The following is a 19,428-nucleotide window of genomic DNA, read 5'->3' on the forward strand; positions in this document are numbered from 1 at the left end:
CGATCGTTTGAGTTTAGGGATCGGCACGATCGGGGAAGGGACTAACACTGGAGTTTGATGCATACCCGTGCAGTCGAAAGTGCCGTTGGACAAAAGAATTTATACAGCGGTCGGAATCATTATTACAGGTTCATAATTGATTACCCGAGATAACGTAGACGTCATTCGTGGAGCGTGAAGTGATCGTTCGGCCCCATAAAATGCGGGGTTTTCCAAGTAGTGTCACACAATGAATCTTGAATTTTCGACTCCACACCCATTAGCACCGCAAACAACGCCATTCGGATCGGTATCCCGTTGTCGGTTTGTCGAAAAATGGCGAGTCTTGGATCGTTATCCAAATCCGTGCTCAAATCAAAAGCTTCAGCTCGGCTGTCACGTGGTAGTGGGTGCATTACAATAACGCTGGGTTTGCAAAACCTATCAATAAAACTCTTGTTGAGTTGTAACTCTGGAGAGTAGTTATCTTCTTCACCCGCAGAGAAACGCTCTTTTTGAATACGTGTTGCGTACACGATGTCTATGTCACGCACATTCTTGTCCAGCACACTGACTTGCTCAATGACATTATCGCCATTTGAAATTTCATCCAGTATGTAACTCGGCATCTGCAAGTCTTTAGGAGAGATCAGTGTAAATTTAAGTCCTTTATACAGAGATAACAATTTTATCAGTGAGTGGACCGTGCGCCCATACTTCAAGTCACCGACAAGAGCGATATGCGAACCATTGATATCCTTACCCGAACGCGACAACTCTTTTATTATCGTGTAAAGATCCAGCAACGCTTGACTGGGGTGTTCACCGGGCCCATCTCCGCCATTGATAACCGGCAAGTTTGTGGCTCTGGCAAACTCGGCAACAGCACCTTTTTCGGGGTGCCTTAATACGATCGCATCCACATAACCGCTAATCACGCGGCTGGTATCTGAAATTGACTCACCTTTCGCCATTGAAGACGAAGTAAACCCTGTTGTATCGCAGACCGCTCCACCCAACCGGCAAAATGCAGCACCAAAACTAATCCGGGTTCTGGTACTGGCCTCGAAAAATAGATTCGCTAAAACAGCGCCTTCTAAAACTCTGCAAACTTTTTTACGACTGGCAACGGGCTTTAGTATGTCTGCATAATGAAAAAGAGCATTAACACTCTCGAGTGTCATTTGACTAACAGACAAGAGCTGGGGTTTGTTTTCAGAAGAAATCAAAAATGACATACTGAAGCTCCAGTTGAATTTTGGCGATTATAATTGATGAAAAACCGACACGCAATGGCAGCAACGGCGCAGATTTCATTTATGCACGCCTCGTGGAGGTGCAGATGCCACTCATACCTCATCACCTCGTAACATAAGTTTAATTCTGGTACGGGTTAATATTAACTTAGGGATTTTAAACCTTCAAAAACTAACCCTTTATAGCCTGTTTACTAGGGCCCTGTTCACGTCGGGCGCACACACCCAATAGGTTATTACTTGTTCGGCCAGAAACTCCGTTAGTTCCTATGCGCGTGCTCACAAAAGGAAAAATGGGGAATTGCTACAACGCCCCGTCTATGACGAGGCGTTTTCCAGATTACTCTTGGGGTGAAACGAAGCGGCAAATCCGGACCGATGGTACAACCCACGCTGCACTGCTCCCCCGCATATGCGGGGGGTATTGCTGCGTGAATTCACGTTGCTGGTCGTGATGAATCTGTACAAGCGAAGCCTGTTACTCCACCGTCACCGACTTGGCCAGGTTGCGCGGCTGGTCAACGTCGGTGCCCTTGAGCACAGCCACGTAGTACGACAGCAGTTGCAGCGGGATGGTGTAGAGGATCGGCGACAGGATGTCGTGGATGTGCGGCATGTTGATGACGTGAGTACCTTCACCGTTGGTCATGCCGGCTTTTTCGTCGGCGAACACTACCAGTTGACCGCCACGGGCACGTACTTCCTGCAGGTTGGACTTGAGCTTTTCCAGCAGTTCGTTGTTTGGCGCGACGGTGACCACCGGCATGTCGTCATCCACCAGGGCCAATGGGCCGTGTTTCAGCTCGCCGGCCGGGTAGGCTTCGGCGTGGATGTAGGAGATTTCCTTGAGCTTAAGAGAGCCTTCCATCGCCACCGGGTATTGCGCGCCACGGCCAAGGAACAGGGTGTGGTTCTTGTCGGCGAACAGCTCGGCGACTTTTTCCACGGTACTGTCCATGGCCAGGGCTTCGCCCAGGCGGGTCGGCAAGCGGCGCAGCTCTTCGACCAGCGTGGCTTCGACGCCGGCGGCCAAGGTACCGCGAACCTGGCCCAGGGACAGGGTCAGCAGCAGCAGGCCGACCAGTTGGGTAGTGAAGGCCTTGGTGGAGGCCACGCCGATTTCGCGGCCTGCCTGGGTCAGCAGGGTCAGGTCGGACTCACGCACCAGCGAGCTGATGCTGACGTTGCAGATCGCCAGGCTGGCGAGGAAGCCCAGTTCCTTGGCATTGCGCAAGGCGGCCAGGGTGTCGGCGGTTTCGCCGGATTGGGAGATGGTTACGAACAAGGTGTCGGGCTGCACCACCACTTTGCGGTAGCGGAATTCGCTGGCCACTTCGACCTGGCAGGGGATACCAGCCAGTTCTTCCAGCCAGTAACGCGCAACCATGCCGGCATGGTAGCTGGTGCCACAGGCGACGATCTGCACGTTGCGCACTTTGGCGAACAGCTCGGCGGCTTGCGGGCCGAAGGCGTTGACCAGTACCTGGTTCTGGCTCAGGCGACCTTCCAGGGTGCGCTGCACCACGGACGGTTGCTCGTGGATTTCCTTGAGCATGAAGTGGCGGAATTCGCCTTTGTCGGCAGCTTCGGCACCGTCGCGATATTGCACGGCTTCGCGCTCTACCGACTGACCGTTCACGTCCCAGATCTGCACGCTTTCACGGCGGATGTCAGCGATATCGCCTTCTTCCAGGTACATGAAACGGTCGGTGACCTGGCGCAGGGCCAGTTGGTCGGAGGCGAGGAAGTTTTCCCCCAGGCCCAGCCCGATCACCAGCGGGCTGCCACTGCGGGCGGCGACCACGCGGTCGGGCTGGCTGGCGCTTACCACCGCCAAGCCGTAGGCGCCGTGCAGCTCCTTGACCGTGGCCTTGAGAGCATTGGTCAGGTCGTTGTGGTCCTTGAGCTTGTGATTGAGCAAGTGGGCGATGACTTCGGTATCGGTGTCCGAGGTGAACACATAGCCCATGCCCTTGAGTTGCTCGCGCAGCACTTCGTGGTTTTCGATGATGCCGTTGTGCACCACGGCCAGGTCACCGGAGAAGTGCGGGTGGGCATTACGTTCGCACGGTGCACCGTGGGTGGCCCAACGGGTGTGGGCGATGCCCAGGCGGCCAACCAATGGCTCACCCGCCAGGGCCTGATCCAGCTCGCTGACCTTACCCGGGCGACGCATACGCTCAAGCTTGCCCGCGTTGGTGAAGACCGCCACACCAGCGCTGTCGTAGCCACGGTATTCGAGGCGCTTAAGGCCTTCGAGCAGGATCGCTGTCACGTTACGTTCGGCGACTGCGCCAACAATTCCACACATGGTGTTTCTCCTAGATGATTGCCGCGCATATCAGCGTAATGCCGCGGGCTTGGATCTGGTCGCGGGCCTCAAGCGGCAGGCGATCATCGGTAATAAGGGTATGGACGCTGCTCCAGGGCAGTTCCAGGTTGGGGATCTTGCGGCCGATCTTGTCGGACTCGACCATCACCACCACTTCACGGGCGACCTCAGCCATCACGCGGCTCAAGCCCAGCAGTTCGTTGAAGGTGGTGGTACCGCGCTCCAGGTCGATGCCATCGGCGCCGATGAATAGTTGATCGAAGTCGTAGGAACGCAGCACTTGCTCGGCGACCTGGCCTTGGAACGAGTCTGAATGGGGGTCCCAGGTGCCGCCGGTCATCAACAGCACCGGCTCGTGTTCCAGTTCGCTCAAGGCGCTGGCCACGTGCAGGGAGTTGGTCATCACCACCAGGCCGGGCTGGTGGCCCAGCTCGGGGATCATGGCGGCGGTGGTGCTGCCGCTGTCGATGATAATGCGCGCATGTTCGCGCAACCGCTTCACGGCGGCACGGGCGATGGCACGTTTGTAGGCCGAGATGGGTTGTGCAGGGTCACCGACCAGTTCCTGAGGCATGGTGATCGCGCCACCGTAGCGGCGTAGCAGCAGGCCGTTGCTTTCGAGGGCGGCGAGGTCCTTGCGGATGGTGACTTCCGACGTTTCGAAACGCTTGGCCAATTCGTCCACACTGACTTCGCCCTGTTCGTTGAGCAGGGTCAAGATGTTGTGGCGGCGTTGAGGTGTATTGCGTTTCGACATGGTAGTGATAAGTTTCGTTTCGAAAGATAACGAAGGCAATCAAAACCTATTGGCGAAAGTTCGTCAAGCAGGGGGAGCAGAATTTTTTAATCACCACAAATCAAATGTGAAAGCGGACAAGCCCGCTCCCACATTATTATTTTGGCGCGACGGAGACTGTGGATAACTCAGGTCTTTTTGAGTTTGACCGGGCGTTTCCAACCGTCAATGTTGCGTTGGCGGGCGCGGGCGACGGCCAGTTGAGACTTATCCACATCCTGGTTAATTGTCGAGCCGGCAGCCGTGTTGGACCCATCGCCAATGCTCACCGGTGCAATCAGTGAGTTATTGGAGCCGATGAATACATCCTCACCGATGGTCGTTTGGTACTTATTGGCGCCATCGTAGTTGCAGGTGATGGTACCGGCTCCGATATTGGTGCGCGCACCGATCACGGCATCGCCCAAGTACGTCAGGTGGCCAACCTTGGCACCTTCACCCAAGTGTGCATTTTTCAGTTCAACAAAGTTACCCACATGGGCCTTCGCTTCCAGCACGCTACCAGGACGCAACCGCGCAAACGGCCCGGCATCACTGCCCTCGCCCATCACAGCGCCTTCGATATGGCTGTTGGCCTTGATCACTACACCTTTGCGCAGGGTGCTGTCCTTGATCACGCAGTTAGGACCAATCACCACGTCGTCTTCGATGATCACGCGCCCTTCGAGGATCACGTTGATGTCGATCAGCACATCACGGCCCACGGTGACTTCACCGCGCACATCGAAGCGCGCCGGGTCGCGCAGGGTCACCCCTTGGGCCATCAGTCGACGACCTTCGCGCAATTGGTAGTGGCGCTCCAGTTCGGCCAGTTGCTTGCGATCGTTGGCGCCCTGCACTTCCATCGGGTCGTGGGGCTGCTCGGTAGCGACCAGCAGGCCATCGCTCACGGCCATCTCGATGACGTCGGTGAGGTAGTACTCGCCCTGAGCGTTGTTGTTGGATAAACGGCTCATCCAGTCGGCGAGCTTATTGGCGGGGACGGCGAGAATCCCGGTGTTGCCTTCGGTGATGGCGCGCTGCGCTTCGCTGGCGTCCTTGTGTTCAACGATGGCGGCGACCTTGCCGTCGGCATTGCGCACGATACGCCCATAGCCGGTGGGGTCGTCCAGTTCAACGGTGAGCAGGCCCATCTGGCCAGGCACTACGTGCTTGAGTAGACGTTGCAGGGTTTCCACTTCAATCAGTGGCACGTCGCCGTAAAGAATCAGCACAGTGTCGGCGGTGATAAATGGCACGGCCTGCGCGGTGGCGTGGCCGGTACCCAGTTGTTTGTCTTGCAGGACGAAATTCAGGTCCTCTGCCGCCAGGCGCTCACGCACCACATCGGCGCCGTGGCCGATCACCACGTGAATCCGCTGTGGGTCCAGTTGCCGAGCGCTGTGGATAACATGGCCGAGCATGGAATTGCCGGCAACCGGGTGCAGCACCTTGGGCAGGGCAGAGCGCATGCGAGTGCCCTGGCCTGCGGCGAGAATGACAATTTCAAGAGACATGAATGGCTACCAATCCTGGGCGGTCCGGCTTCAGACCAGAGAAGTGTTTTGCAAAAAAAGAAAAAGGGTAGCCGAGGCTACCCTTTTTAATCAATCGCGCATGAAGCATGGCGGCATGGCCACTTACTTTTTGCGGATCTGCTGGAGCGTGCGCAGCTGAGCTGCAGCCTCGGCCAGACGTACAGCAGCAGCGCTGTAGTCGAAGTCCGCACCTTTCTCGTGCAGGGCCTTCTCGGCAGCCTTTACGGCTTCCTGAGCAGAAGCTTCATCCAGGTCGCCAGCACGTTGCACGGTGTCGGCAAGTACCTTGACCATGTTCGGCTGAACCTCAAGGAAACCACCGGAGATGTAAAACACCTCCTTTTCCCCGCCTTGCTTGGTCAGCGTGATCGGACCTGGTTTCAAGCTGGTGATCAACGGTGCGTGGCCCATGGCAATACCCAGGTCACCGAGTTCACCGTGTGCAATCACCATTTCTACCAGACCGGAGAAAATTTCCCCTTCCGCACTGACGATATCGCAATGGACTGTCATAGCCATCTGATTGCCTCAACCTGATGAGCGCCCGTTTCCGGGCGCCTGGATTACAGTTTCTTGGCTTTCTCGATCGCTTCTTCGATGCCGCCGACCATGTAGAACGCTTGTTCTGGCAGGTGGTCGTAGTCACCGTTGAGGATGCCTTTGAAGCCAGCAATGGTGTCTTTCAGGGAAACGTATTTACCCGAGGCACCGGTGAAGACTTCAGCCACGAAGAACGGCTGCGACAAGAAGCGCTGGATCTTACGAGCGCGGGATACCAACTGCTTGTCGGTTTCCGACAGCTCGTCCATACCCAGGATCGCAATGATGTCCTTCAGTTCTTTGTAACGCTGCAGCACGTACTGAACGCCGCGAGCGGTGTCGTAGTGCTCCTGGCCGATCACGTTCGGGTCCAGCTGGCGCGAAGTCGAGTCGAGTGGATCGACCGCTGGGTAGATACCCAGGGAAGCGATGTCACGGGACAGAACGACGGTGGCGTCCAAGTGGGCGAAGGTGGTCGCTGGCGACGGGTCGGTCAAGTCATCCGCAGGTACGTATACCGCTTGGATCGAGGTGATCGAACCTTCCTTGGTCGAAGTGATACGTTCTTGCAGAACGCCCATCTCTTCAGCCAGGGTCGGCTGGTAACCTACTGCCGAAGGCATACGGCCCAGCAGTGCGGATACTTCAGTACCGGCCAGGGTGTAACGGTAGATGTTGTCGACGAACAACAGAACGTCGTTACCTTCGTCACGGAATTTCTCGGCCATGGTCAGGCCAGTCAGTGCTACGCGCAGACGGTTTCCCGGCGGCTCGTTCATCTGACCGTAAACCAGTGCCACTTTGTCCAGAACGTTGGAGTCCTTCATCTCGTGGTAGAAGTCGTTACCCTCACGAGTACGCTCACCCACACCGGCGAACACGGAATAACCGCTGTGCTCGATGGCGATGTTACGGATCAGTTCCATCATGTTTACGGTCTTGCCTACACCGGCACCACCGAACAGACCAACTTTACCGCCCTTGGCGAACGGGCAAACCAGGTCGATAACCTTGATGCCGGTTTCCAGCAGGTCGTTGCCGCCAGCTTGCTCGGCGAACGAAGGTGCCGGACGGTGAATGCCCCAGCGCTCTTCGGTGTCGATCGGGCCAGCTTCGTCGATCGGGTTGCCCAGTACGTCCATGATCCGGCCCAGGGTCGCTTTACCGACCGGTACGGAAATGGCAGCGCCAGTGTCGACAACGTCCAGACCGCGCTTCAAGCCTTCGGTGGAACCCATCGCAATGGTACGAACTACGCCGTCGCCCAGCTGCTGCTGAACTTCCAGGGTAGTTTCCGCGCCTTGTACTTTCAGCGCGTTGTAGATGCTCGGTACGCTGTCGCGTGGAAATTCCACGTCGATAACGGCGCCGATGATTTGAACGATACGTCCGCTACTCATAGCTGGATCCTCTGAATATTTGAACCGTTAAACCGCGGCAGCGCCGCCGACGATTTCCGAGATCTCTTGGGTGATCGCAGCCTGACGCGCCTTGTTGTAGATCAGCTGCAAATCGCTGATCAGATCACCGGCGTTATCGGTAGCGTTTTTCATCGCGATCATCCGCGCCGCTTGTTCAGCTGCGTTGTTCTCGACCACCGCCTGGTACACCTGCGACTCCACGTAGCGCACCATCAAGCCGTCAAGCAGCTCTTTGGCGTCTGGTTCGTAGAGGTAGTCCCAGTGGTGCTTGAGTTCCTGATCCGGGGTCGCCACCAGTGGAATCAATTGCTCCACGGTTGGCTGCTGGGTCATGGTGTTGATGAACTTGTTGGATACCACGGACAGGCGGTCAATCCGGCCTTCCAGGTACGCATCCAGCATCACCTTCACACTGCCGATCAAGTCATTGATCGACGGCTCTTCACCCAGGTGGCTGATAGCTGCAACGACGTTACCGCCGAAGTTACGGAAAAAGGCCGCACCCTTGCTACCCACAACACACAGATCGATCTCGACGCCGTTTTCGCGGTTTACCGCCATGTCCTTGACCAGGGCCTTGAACAGGTTGGTATTCAGACCACCGCACAAACCACGGTCACTGCTCACTACGACATAACCTACACGCTTAACTTCGCGGTCGATCATGAACGGGTGGCGGTATTCCGGGTTGGCGTTGGCCAGATGCCCAATTACCTGGCGGATACGCTCCGCATAAGGACGGCTAGCAGCCATGCGCATTTGTGCCTTGCGCATTTTGCTGACCGCCACTTTTTCCATGGCGCTGGTAATTTTTTGCGTGCTTTTGATGCTCGCAATCTTACTGCGAATCTCTTTTGCGCCTGCCATGTAACACCTATCAGGTTAGCAAGCGGGAGCCTTGCGGCTCCCGCTGCGGCTTACCAGGTTTGGGTGGCCTTGAACTTCTCGATACCGGCTTTCATGCCAGCGTCGATATCGTCATTGAAGTCACCCTTCACGTTGATCTTCGCCATCAGTTCGGCGTGATCGCGGTTGAAGTAAGCAATCAGCGCTTGTTCAAAGCTGCCGACCTTGGCGATTTCAACGTCGGTCAGGAACCCACGCTCAGCGGCATACAGCGACAACGCCATGTCAGCGATCGACATTGGGGCGTATTGCTTCTGCTTCATCAGCTCGGTAACGCGCTGACCATGCTCAAGTTGCTTACGGGTCGCTTCGTCCAGGTCAGAAGCGAACTGGGCGAATGCCGCCAGTTCACGGTACTGAGCCAGAGCGGTACGGATACCACCGGAGAGCTTCTTGATGATCTTGGTCTGAGCGGCACCACCCACACGGGATACCGAAACACCGGCGTTCACTGCAGGGCGGATGCCTGAGTTGAACATGGCCGATTCCAGGAAGATCTGACCGTCGGTGATGGAAATCACGTTGGTCGGAACGAACGCGGAAACGTCGCCAGCCTGGGTTTCGATGATCGGCAGCGCGGTCAGGGAACCGGTTTTGCCGGTCACTGCGCCGTTGGTGAACTTCTCTACGTACTCTTCCGAAACGCGGGACGCGCGCTCCAGCAGACGGGAGTGGAGATAGAACACGTCGCCTGGGTAGGCTTCACGGCCTGGTGGACGGCGCAGCAGCAGGGAGATCTGGCGATAAGCCACTGCCTGCTTGGACAGATCGTCATAAACGATCAGCGCGTCTTCACCGCGGTCGCGGAAGAATTCACCCATGGTGCAACCGGAGTACGGTGCCAGGAATTGCAGCGCAGGAGATTCCGAAGCGCTGGCAGCCACGATGATCGTGTTGGCCAGGGCGCCGTTTTCTTCCAGCTTGCGAACCACGTTGGCGATGGTCGATTGTTTCTGACCAATAGCTACGTAGACGCAGAAAATGCCGCTGTTCTTCTGGTTGATGATCGCGTCGATCGCCAGAGCGGTTTTACCGATCTGACGGTCACCGATGATCAGCTCACGCTGGCCACGGCCGACTGGGATCATGGCATCGACAGCCTTGTAGCCAGTCTGTACAGGCTGGTCTACCGACTTACGCCAGATCACGCCTGGAGCAACTTTCTCGACCGCGTCAGTCTCGGTGTTGCCCAGTGGACCTTTACCGTCAACAGGGTTACCCAGTGCGTCGACTACGCGGCCCAGCAGTTCCTTACCCACCGGAACTTCGAGGATGCGGCCTGTGCACTTGGCGCTCATGCCTTCAGCCAGACTGGTGTACGCGCCCAATACAACGGCACCTACGGAGTCTTGCTCCAGGTTGAGGGCCATACCGTAGACGCCGCCCGGAAACTCGATCATCTCGCCGTACATGACGTCGGCCAGACCGTGAATCCGTACGATACCGTCAGATACGCTGACGACAGTGCCTTCGTTACGGGCTTGGGAGGTCACATCGAGCTTGTCGATGCGGCCCTTGATAATTTCACTTATTTCGGAAGGATTGAGTTGCTGCATTGCTCTGCTGCCCCTTCAAACTCAAGATTTCAATGCTTCGGCAAGTTTCGCGATTTTGCCGCGAATCGAGCCATCGATAACCAGGTCGCCGGCACGGATAACGACACCACCAATCAGGGATGCGTCCTCCGAAGCTTGCAGGCGCACTTCCCGATTGAGTCGTGCACTGAGAACCTTGGCGAGTTTGTCTTGCTGTTCTTGGTTCAATGCAAAAGCACTGGTCACTTCAACGTCTACCGATTTCTCTGCTTCGGCCTTGTACAGGTCGAACAGAGCGGCGATCTCCGGCAATAGCGGGAGACGGTCGTTTTCGGCAACGACGTGGATGAAGTTCTGCACCTTTACATCAAACTTGTCGCCGCACACTTCAATAAAAGTGGCGGCCTTGTCTGCGCTCGTCAGGCGCGGGGCCTTGAGCACGCGCTGCATGGTGTCGTCCTGCGACACTGCTGCAGCCAGGCCGAGCATGGCTGACCAAGAGGCCAGCTGCTGGTGGGCCTGGGCGTGCTCGAAGGCTGCCTTAGCGTAAGGTCGGGCCAACGTGGTCAGTTCTGCCATGATCGCCCTCGCTTAAATTTCAGCAGCCAGTTTGTTAACCAGCTCCGCGTGCGCGTTTTGATCGATTGTGGCACCGAGGATCTTCTCGGCACCGCCGACCGCCAGCGCACCCAGTTGGGCACGCAGCGCGTCTTTGACACCGTTCAGTTCCTGTTCGATCTCGGCATGAGCCGAAGCCTTCACACGGTCAGCTTCGACGCGGGCTTTTTCAACAGCCTCTTCGACGATCTGGTTACCGCGTTTCTTGGCTTGCTCAATGATTTCAGCTGCCTGTGCTTTAGCTTCGCGCAGTTGCTGACCCACTTTCTCGTGGGCCAACTCCAGGTCGCGAGCTGCACGGCTGGCAGCGTCCAAACCATCCGCGATCTTCTTCTGACGTTCGTGCAAAGCCGCGATGACCGGAGGCCACACGAACTTCATGCAAAACACTACAAAAATGAAGAACGCAACGGATTGGCCAATCAGGGTTGCATTAATGTTCACGCCAACACCTCGCTCATTCGTTGTCCATCACCCCAATCAACTCGAAAATTCGAGTGATCAGCCAGCGAGTTGACCAACGAAGGGGTTCGCGAAGGTGAAGAACAGGGCGATACCAACGCCGATCATAGTTACGGCGTCGAGCAGGCCGGCAACGATGAACATTTTAACTTGCAGCATTGGAACCATTTCTGGCTGACGCGCTGCGCCTTCCAGGAATTTACCGCCCAGCAGGCCGAAACCAATGGCAGTACCCAGGGCGCCCAGGCCGATCAACAGTGCAACAGCGATAGCGGTTAGACCAACTACAGTTTCCATCTTTCCTCCCGACTTTTACGTCGTATGGTTTAGGTTTTTTAGATTTTAAAGCGGTAAAACAAATCGTTTCATAGCCCTTTGGGGCCACCTTCCCGTTTTACCGGGAAGGACATCAGACTAGTCGAGACTGGCCTTAATGGTTCTCTTCGTGCGCCATCGACAGGTAGACGATGGTCAGCATCATGAAGATAAACGCCTGCAGGGTGATGATCAGGATGTGGAACACAGCCCACGCCCACTGCAGAACTATGCCCAGGCCGCTAAGCCAGAGCAGACCACTGCCGAACATCACAGCGATCAGAATGAACACCAGTTCGCCGGCATACATGTTGCCGAACAGTCGCAGCGCCAGGGAAATCGGCTTGGCGACCAGGGTTACGAATTCCAGCAGGAAGTTCACCGGGATCAGCAGGGCCTGAACGAAGATGTTCTTGCTGCCGAACGGGTGCAGGGTCAGTTCGCCGATGAAGCCGCCGATGCCCTTGACCTTGATGCTGTAGAAAATGATCAACGCGAACACCGACAGGGCCATGCCCAGGGTGGCGTTAGGGTCCGTGGTGGAAACCGCACGGAATGGAATGTGGTGATCGCCGGAGATCAGGATCGCCAGCTGAGGAATCCAGTCGACCGGTATCAGGTCGACGGCGTTCATCAGGAACACCCATACGAAGATGGTCAGTGCCAGCGGCGCGATCACCGGGCTACGGCCATGGAAGCTGTCTTTCACGCTGCCATCGACGAATTCGACCAGTACTTCAACGAAGTTCTGCAGGGCACCTGGTTGACCGGAAGTCGCCTTCTTTGCCGCCATGCGGAAAATCAGGACGAAGATCAGACCCAGTGCGACCGACCAACCCAGAGTATCCAGGTGGAAAGCCCAGAAGCCCATTTCCTTGGCTTCTGCTGCGGTGTGGGCGAAGCCCCAGCCGCCGTTGGGAAGCTGACCGAAAGTCAGGTTCTGCAAGTGGTGCTGGATATAGCCCGAAGCGGTTGTTTCTGCCATGGTTGCCTCAAACGCCCTAAGGTTTCGAAAGTCTTGTTTTCATCAGCAGGGGAGCGAACCAGCTGACCAGTTGGGTCAACACGAAGACGCCGAATACAGCCAGCGGCGCCAATGGCTTCACACCTGCAAAGGTCAGTGCAAACAGCACTGCCGTCAAAATCAGTTTCCCCGCCTCACCGGCATAAAAAGACCGGACGATAGCCTGGGCTGCTCGGGCGCCGGAAAACCGAAAGGCCCTGTGAGCAAAATACATATTGGGCAGCAAGGCTATCAGGCCTCCGCAAAGTCCTGAATATCCGGCTACGACTCCATGCCCGTACCAAAGCGCCAAAGCCGCGATCAGCAACATGACAAATTGAGCCAGTAGAACCGGAAAAACAGCCAAGCGATGGAATGGCAACGTGTTTGGCGTGCGGGTTTCCATCACTCTTGCTCCTCAATGGTCGGCTGCCGGAAATCAATAACTTGGCATAATTTGTGCCGACAAAATGCGCGCAGAGTATAGGGGCGGTTCTGCCCCTATTCAACTGCCGGGTAGTGATTTCCGATCACGCGCTACATAAGCAAATGTTTCAGCGGATGTGGGCAAGGACGCCCTGAAGCTCATCAAGGGAGTTATATCCGATGACCAATTGTCCTTTGCCCTTCTTGCCATGACGAATTTGCACCGCAGAGCCCAGGCGCTCGGCCAGGCGCTGCTCGAGGCGCGCGATATCCGGATCAGGTTTGGCGGTTTCGACCGGTGCAGGTTTGCCACTGAGCCACTGGCGCACCAGCGCCTCGGTCTGACGAACGGTGAGCCCTCGTGCGACAACGTGTCGCGCCCCTTCAACCTGTTGATTTTCCGGCAAACCGAGCAAAGCACGGGCGTGACCCATTTCCAGGTCGCCGTGGGACAACATGGTCTTGATGACTTCCGGCAAAGCGATCAGACGCAGCAGGTTGGACACGGTTACACGGGATTTACCCACAGCTTCGGCCACTTGTTGCTGGGTCAGCTGGAATTCCTGCTGCAGACGCTGCAAAGCGATCGCTTCTTCGATCGGGTTGAGGTCTTCACGCTGGATGTTCTCGATCAACGCCATGGCGATAGCGGTTTCATCCGGCACATCGCGCACCATCGCCGGGATGGTCTCTTTGCCGGCCTGCTGGCTCGCGCGCCAGCGGCGTTCGCCTGCAATGATTTCAAAGCGCCCGCCACCGATCGGGCGAACCACGATCGGCTGCATCACGCCCTGTGCCTTGATCGAGTTGGCCAGTTCTTCCAGCGCCTGGGGATCCATGTCCCGGCGTGGCTGGTATTTACCGCGCTGGATCAGGTCCAGGGGCAGGTGTTGCAGCTCGCGCTCGTCGGCCTGCACCGCTTGTTCTTCAAGCGATGTGACGGTCGGACCACTCAACAGTGCATCCAGTCCACGTCCGAGACCTCGTTTCTTGACGGCCATGGGGATTCCTTAAGTTGGCAGGGCTGCAGCGGGGCGTGAATTGCGGCGTTGACGGCGAACCATCTCGCCGGCCAGCGCCAGGTAGGCGATGGCACCACGCGAAGTTTTATCGTAGGCCAGAGCCGGCATGCCATAGCTCGGCGCTTCGGCCAGGCGGATGTTACGTGGGATCACGGTGTCGTAGAGCTGATCGCCGAAGTGTTCCTTGAGTTGCGCCGACACATCGTTCATCAGGCTCAGGCGCGGATCGAACATGGTCCGCAGCAGGCCCTCGATTTGCAGGTTCGGGTTGAGCAGCTCGGCGATACGCTTGATGTTATCCACAAGGTCGCTCAACCCCTCCAGTGCGTAGTACTCGCACTGCATGGGGATAATCACGCCGTCGGCGGCCACCAGGGCATTGAGCGTCAGCATCGACAGCGACGGTGGGCAGTCGATCAAAATGTAGTCGTAGTTCTCGCGGATCGGTGCCAGAGCGCTGCGCAGACGGCTTTCTTTCATCTGCATTTCCAGCAGCACCACTTCCGCCGCGGTCAGATCGCGGTTGGCCGGCAGCAGTTGATAACCACCGTGTTCGGAGTAGTGCATGGCCTGGGCCAGGTCGCACTCGCCGATCAGCAAGTCGTAGACCGAGTTTTCCAGACCGTGTTTATCCACACCGCTGCCCATGGTGGCGTTGCCCTGTGGATCGAGATCGATCAGCAACACCCGGCGCTTGGTAGCGACCAGGGATGCCGCGAGGTTGATGCAGGTGGTGGTTTTACCCACGCCACCTTTCTGGTTCGCTATCGCGAATACCTTAGCCATTCTTGCTTGTGTTCCCAATCATGCCGTGCGGCGCAGTATCAGCAGATGGCGTTGGCCTTGGCAACCGGGTACGGCCAAGGCGTGTTCGCTATCGAGGTGGAAGTCTGCCGGCAATGCTAACAGCTCGTCGCTTGGATGGACGCCCTTCATTGCCAGCCAGCGGGTGTCGTGGTCGCCCAGGTGGCGGGTCCAGTTGCTGAAGTTCTCCATGCTGCTGAACGCCCGGGAAACAATTCCGGTGAAGGGCAATTCAGGCGTGAAGTCTTCGACCCGGCTGTGGATAACCTGAAGGTTCTCCAACTTGAGTTCGAGTTTGACCTGGGTCAGGAAGCGGGTTTTCTTGCCATTGCTGTCCAGGCAGGTCACTTGGGACTCGGGGAACAGGATGGCCAGAGGAATACCGGGCATGCCGCCGCCGCTGCCGACATCCAGCCATCGACCATTTTCGATAAACGGCATCACGCTCAGACTGTCGAGTAAATGCCGGGACACCATCTCGTCTGGATTACGCACTGCGGTCAGGTTGTAGGCCTTGTTCCATTTGATCAACAGGGCCAGGTAGCCCAACAGCAGTTCGTGCTGGGCGGCCGTCAGGTCGACGCCCAACTGGCGTGCGCCTGTGGATAACTCTTCTGCGTGTTGCGAGGTGACCAACGAACTCAAGCGCTTTGCTCCAACTGACGGCCCGCGCCGCGTTTTTTCAAATGAATCATCAACAGCGAAATGGCTGCCGGGGTGACGCCGGGGATACGGGACGCCTGGCCCAAGGTTTCCGGACGAGTTATCCCCAGCTTGCTTTGAATCTCTTTCGACAGCCCGGAAATACCGGTGTAGTCGATATCCACAGGCAGCTTGGTATTTTCACTGGCGCGTAGTCGGGCGATCTCGTCCTGCTGGCGGTCAATGTATCCGGCGTATTTGGTCTTGATTTCGACCTGTTCGGCGACCTGCGGATCTTCGGCGCCGCCACCGGTCACCTCGACCAGGCCTGCGTAGTCGATTTCCGGACGGGACAGCAGGTTGAGCAAATTGTATTCGTGCGTCAGCGGCGTGCCGAATTTTTCCGCGATCGCCTCGCCCTGCTCGGTACCGGGGCGAACCCAGGTACTTTTCAGGCGCTGTTCCTCGAGGTCGATGCTTTCACGTTTTTTGCAGAACGCAGCCCAGCGCGCATCGTCGACCAGGCCCAGTTCGCGACCTTTTTCGGTCAGGCGCAGGTCGGCGTTGTCTTCACGCAGGATCAACCGATATTCCGCCCGGGAAGTGAACATCCGATACGGTTCCTGGGTACCCAGGGTAATCAGATCGTCAACCAATACGCCGATGTACGCTTCATCACGACGCGGGCACCAGCTGTCCTTGCCCTGAGCGCGCAGAGCGGCGTTGGTTCCGGCCAGCAAACCTTGGGCACCGGCTTCTTCGTAACCTGTAGTGCCGTTGATTTGTCCGGCGAAGAACAGGCCGCCGATGACTTTGGTTTCCAGGCTGTACTTCAAGTCACGCGGGTCGAAGTAGTCGTACTCGATGGCGTAGCCTGGCCGCACGATGTGCGCATTTTCCATACCGCGAATCGACTGCACGATCTGGATTTGCACGTCGAACGGCAGCGAAGTGGAAATTCCGTTCGGGTACAGCTCGTGGGTGGTCAAGCCTTCTGGCTCGATGAAGACCTGGTGGCTCTCCTTGTCGGCAAAGCGGTGGATCTTGTCTTCAATCGATGGGCAATAACGCGGGCCAATACCTTCGATTACCCCTGAATACATCGGCGAACGGTCGAGGTTCGCAGCAATGATTTCGTGGGTACGGGCGTTGGTGTGGGTAATCCAGCAGCTTACCTGCTTCGGATGCTGCTCTTTCGATCCCATGAACGACATCACGGGAATTGGGGTATCACCGGCTTGTTCGGTCATCACCGAGAAATCCACCGAGCGCCCGTCGATACGCGGTGGCGTCCCGGTCTTCAGGCGACCCACCCGTAGTGGCAATTCACGCAGGCGTTGTGCCAGGGCAATCGACGGTGGATCACCGGCACGACCGCCGGAATAGTTCTGCATGCCTATGTGGATAAGTCCACCGAGGAAGGTACCGGTGGTCAATACCACGGATTCTGCGAAGAAACGCAGGCCCATTTGCGTGACAACACCGCGAACCTGGTCCTGCTCGACGATCAGGTCATCGGCTGCTTGCTGAAATATCCACAGGTTCGGCTGGTTCTCCAGAGTTTCACGCACCGCAGCCTTGTACAGGATGCGGTCGGCCTGTGCCCGAGTGGCACGTACGGCCGGGCCTTTGCGGCTGTTCAACACGCGAAATTGAATACCACCTTTGTCGGTAGCCATGGCCATCACGCCGCCAAGGGCGTCGATTTCCTTGACCAGATGGCTTTTGCCAATCCCGCCGATAGCGGGGTTGCAACTCATGGCGCCAAGGGTTTCCACGTTGTGCGTAAGCAACAGGGTTTTTACGCCCATGCGTGCTGACGCCAGTGCTGCCTCGGTACCGGCATGACCGCCGCCGATGACGATCACTTCAAAACGGGAAGGGAAATCCACCACGCACCTCGTGCCTGCTTATGTAGGTAATTAGGAATTGATTGGTTGAGCTGGTTTTAGAGCTTTGGCGGCAAGTATAGGGACTTAGCCCTTCCTAAAGAACCCTTTGCACAAAATTTAACCAGCTGTGGATGACTTGCGGATAATAGAAATTAAAAGAGAGAAGTTTATAAGATCTTTGTTTTTATGTTTATTTCTACTGAGCCACCTTTCTGTGGATAGATTGCTATAGCCCTTTATTTACATGTTGTACAGAGATTCAAAAGTCTGTGGTCATGTGCCAATGAGGCCCTTGGATAAGTGCGTTAAGCCTGTGGATTAAACATGAGGTTATCCACAGATGGGTTTTTGCTCAGGTTTATTGCCCTGTTATCAACTGGGCACAGGCACGGTTATTCACAGGTCTTAATCCACAGAAAAGTGCTCGCCGGGGCCATTTGCGGGCACGCGAAAGCCGCCACCGACTGGCGGTGACTCGGAAAATGCAATGAGATGCGCTGGAACGAACTGGACAGACAGGCACGAATGGCCTGCCTGTGAACAAGTGAGGTCTATTTACCGATACAGAAGCTTGAGAAGATCCGCCCGAGCAAGTCATCCGAGCTGAACGCGCCGGTAATTTCTCCCAGCAGTTGCTGCGCCTGACGCAAATCTTCAGCCAGCAGCTCACCAGCCCCTGCCAAGGTCAGCTGAGCCCGACCGTGCTCCAAGGCTGCGCTGGCATGGCGCAGCGCCTCCAGGTGCCTGCGGCGCGCACTGAAGCTGCTTTCCGAGGTTTGCTCGTAGCCCATGCAGGCCTTGAGGTGTTCACGCAGCAGTTCCAGACCGTCGTCCGCTGACTTGGCGCTCAGGCTGATGGTAACGTGGCCATCTTCACTGGTTTGCATCGCAACGGCTTCCCCCGTCAGGTCGGCCTTGTTACGGATCAGGGTCACTTTGGCCGGGTCAGGCCGCTGCTCGAGGAATTCCGGCCACAGTGCAAAAGGATCCACAGCCTCGGATGCGGTGGCATCCACAACCAGTAATACCCGATCCGCTTCGCCGATGGCCTTGAGTGCGCGTTCCACGCCGATTTTTTCCACTTGGTCATCGGTGGTGCGCAAACCAGCGGTGTCAACCACGTGCAAGGGCATGCCGTCGATGTGGATATGTTCGCGCAAGATGTCCCGCGTGGTGCCGGCTATCTCGGTGACGATCGCTGCTTCACGCCCCGCCAGGGCATTGAGCAGGCTGGATTTGCCAGCGTTCGGTCGCCCGGCGATAACCACGGTCATACCGTCACGCAGCAACGCGCCCTGCCCGGCTTCACGCAGTACTGTGGATAACTCCTCGCGGACTTTATCCAGCATCGCCAATACGTGACCGTCGGCGAGGAAGTCGATTTCTTCTTCCGGAAAATCAATCGCGGCCTCGACGTAGATGCGCAGGCTGATCAATTGTTCGGTCAGGTTATGCACACGCAGGGAAAATGCCCCCTGCAGCGAACGCAATGCATTGCGCGCCGCCTGTGCAGAACTGGCCTCGATCAGGTCTGCGATGGCTTCGGCCTGAGCCAAGTCGAGCTTGTCATTGAGGAACGCTCGCTCGCTGAACTCTCCTGGGCGAGCGAGACGACAGCCCAGTTGCAGGCAGCGCTGCAGCAACATGTCCAGCACAACAGGACCGCCATGGCCCTGCAATTCCAGAACATCTTCGCCGGTAAAGGAGTTCGGCCCCGGGAAATAGATGGCCAGCCCCTCGTCCAATACCTGTTCGTCAGCATCCAGAAATGGGCCGTAATGGGCGAAACGTGGTTTTAATTCCCGGCCGCTGATCGCCTTGGCTGCAATGCCGGCGAGCGGCCCGGAAATACGCACAATGCCGACACCGCCGCGACCTTGAGCGGTTGCAACAGCAGCGATGGTTTCACGAGGAGCACTCATCAGCAGGTTCCAGGACAAAAGTGACAGAAAGCAAAACGCC

Annotated in this window: 18 protein-coding genes; all 18 read right to left on the reverse strand. The window is 56.9% G+C overall.

The annotated features are described in order from the left end of the window. Positions 1 to 161 precede the first annotated feature (161 nt). A complete protein-coding gene (locus AB4O05_RS04780; RefSeq protein ID WP_460132605.1) occupies positions 162 to 1,217 on the reverse strand; it encodes an aspartate carbamoyltransferase in 1,056 nt (351 codons plus the stop codon). Between the two features lie 496 nt (positions 1,218 to 1,713). Next, complete coding sequence (gene glmS, locus AB4O05_RS04785) at positions 1,714 to 3,546, reverse strand: glutamine--fructose-6-phosphate transaminase (isomerizing) (protein ID WP_460132603.1); 1,833 nt, start codon at positions 3,544 to 3,546, stop codon at positions 1,714 to 1,716. 10 nt (positions 3,547 to 3,556) lie between these two features. Beyond that, the gene (locus AB4O05_RS04790) at positions 3,557 to 4,324 is read right to left on the reverse strand and encodes a DeoR/GlpR family DNA-binding transcription regulator (protein WP_460132601.1); all 768 of its coding nucleotides are present in this window, start codon (positions 4,322 to 4,324) and stop codon (positions 3,557 to 3,559) included. Positions 4,325 to 4,491: 167 nt separating this feature from the next. Then, positions 4,492 to 5,859 (reverse strand): bifunctional UDP-N-acetylglucosamine diphosphorylase/glucosamine-1-phosphate N-acetyltransferase GlmU, encoded by a 1,368-nt coding sequence (glmU, locus tag AB4O05_RS04795; protein WP_460132600.1) that lies wholly within the window; start codon positions 5,857 to 5,859, stop codon positions 4,492 to 4,494. Between the two features lie 123 nt (positions 5,860 to 5,982). Continuing rightward, positions 5,983 to 6,399 (reverse strand): F0F1 ATP synthase subunit epsilon, encoded by a 417-nt coding sequence (locus tag AB4O05_RS04800; RefSeq protein ID WP_024078251.1) that lies wholly within the window; start codon positions 6,397 to 6,399, stop codon positions 5,983 to 5,985. Positions 6,400 to 6,443: 44 nt separating this feature from the next. Then, the gene (atpD, locus tag AB4O05_RS04805) at positions 6,444 to 7,820 is read right to left on the reverse strand and encodes a F0F1 ATP synthase subunit beta (protein WP_015886645.1); all 1,377 of its coding nucleotides are present in this window, start codon (positions 7,818 to 7,820) and stop codon (positions 6,444 to 6,446) included. A 27-nt stretch (positions 7,821 to 7,847) separates the two neighbouring features. Further along, positions 7,848 to 8,708 carry a F0F1 ATP synthase subunit gamma gene (atpG, locus tag AB4O05_RS04810; RefSeq protein WP_010565870.1) on the reverse strand — a complete coding sequence of 287 codons (861 nt, stop codon included), beginning with the start codon at positions 8,706 to 8,708 and terminating at the stop codon, positions 7,848 to 7,850. A gap of 50 nt (positions 8,709 to 8,758) precedes the next feature. Beyond that, positions 8,759 to 10,303 carry a F0F1 ATP synthase subunit alpha gene (gene atpA, locus AB4O05_RS04815; RefSeq protein ID WP_003177064.1) on the reverse strand — a complete coding sequence of 515 codons (1,545 nt, stop codon included), beginning with the start codon at positions 10,301 to 10,303 and terminating at the stop codon, positions 8,759 to 8,761. Between the two features lie 21 nt (positions 10,304 to 10,324). Further along, positions 10,325 to 10,861 carry a F0F1 ATP synthase subunit delta gene (locus AB4O05_RS04820; RefSeq protein WP_015886646.1) on the reverse strand — a complete coding sequence of 179 codons (537 nt, stop codon included), beginning with the start codon at positions 10,859 to 10,861 and terminating at the stop codon, positions 10,325 to 10,327. A gap of 12 nt (positions 10,862 to 10,873) precedes the next feature. Then, complete coding sequence (locus AB4O05_RS04825; protein WP_003195835.1) at positions 10,874 to 11,344, reverse strand: F0F1 ATP synthase subunit B; 471 nt, start codon at positions 11,342 to 11,344, stop codon at positions 10,874 to 10,876. Between the two features lie 57 nt (positions 11,345 to 11,401). Beyond that, positions 11,402 to 11,659, reverse strand: a complete 258-nt coding sequence (gene atpE / locus AB4O05_RS04830; RefSeq protein ID WP_002555987.1) for a F0F1 ATP synthase subunit C — start codon at positions 11,657 to 11,659, stop codon at positions 11,402 to 11,404. A gap of 133 nt (positions 11,660 to 11,792) precedes the next feature. After that, positions 11,793 to 12,662, reverse strand: a complete 870-nt coding sequence (gene atpB / locus AB4O05_RS04835; RefSeq protein WP_460132597.1) for a F0F1 ATP synthase subunit A — start codon at positions 12,660 to 12,662, stop codon at positions 11,793 to 11,795. 16 nt (positions 12,663 to 12,678) lie between these two features. Then, positions 12,679 to 13,086, reverse strand: coding sequence for a F0F1 ATP synthase subunit I (locus AB4O05_RS04840; RefSeq protein WP_460132596.1), 408 nt, complete (start codon positions 13,084 to 13,086; stop codon positions 12,679 to 12,681). A 148-nt stretch (positions 13,087 to 13,234) separates the two neighbouring features. Next, positions 13,235 to 14,107, reverse strand: coding sequence for a ParB/RepB/Spo0J family partition protein (locus AB4O05_RS04845; protein WP_016970690.1), 873 nt, complete (start codon positions 14,105 to 14,107; stop codon positions 13,235 to 13,237). A gap of 9 nt (positions 14,108 to 14,116) precedes the next feature. Further along, a complete protein-coding gene (locus AB4O05_RS04850) occupies positions 14,117 to 14,914 on the reverse strand; it encodes a ParA family protein (RefSeq protein WP_460132594.1) in 798 nt (265 codons plus the stop codon). An 18-nt stretch (positions 14,915 to 14,932) separates the two neighbouring features. Beyond that, a complete protein-coding gene (gene rsmG / locus AB4O05_RS04855; protein ID WP_460132593.1) occupies positions 14,933 to 15,577 on the reverse strand; it encodes a 16S rRNA (guanine(527)-N(7))-methyltransferase RsmG in 645 nt (214 codons plus the stop codon). After that, a complete protein-coding gene (gene mnmG / locus AB4O05_RS04860) occupies positions 15,574 to 17,466 on the reverse strand; it encodes a tRNA uridine-5-carboxymethylaminomethyl(34) synthesis enzyme MnmG (RefSeq protein ID WP_460132591.1) in 1,893 nt (630 codons plus the stop codon). Before mnmG ends, rsmG begins: the two co-directional genes overlap by 4 nt. A 551-nt stretch (positions 17,467 to 18,017) precedes the next feature. Beyond that, entirely contained in the window at positions 18,018 to 19,388 is a 1,371-nt protein-coding gene (gene mnmE, locus AB4O05_RS04865) for a tRNA uridine-5-carboxymethylaminomethyl(34) synthesis GTPase MnmE (protein WP_460132589.1), read from the reverse strand. Positions 19,389 to 19,428: the final 40 nt, after the last annotated feature.

The organism is Pseudomonas sp. S1_G07 (assembly GCF_054668565.1).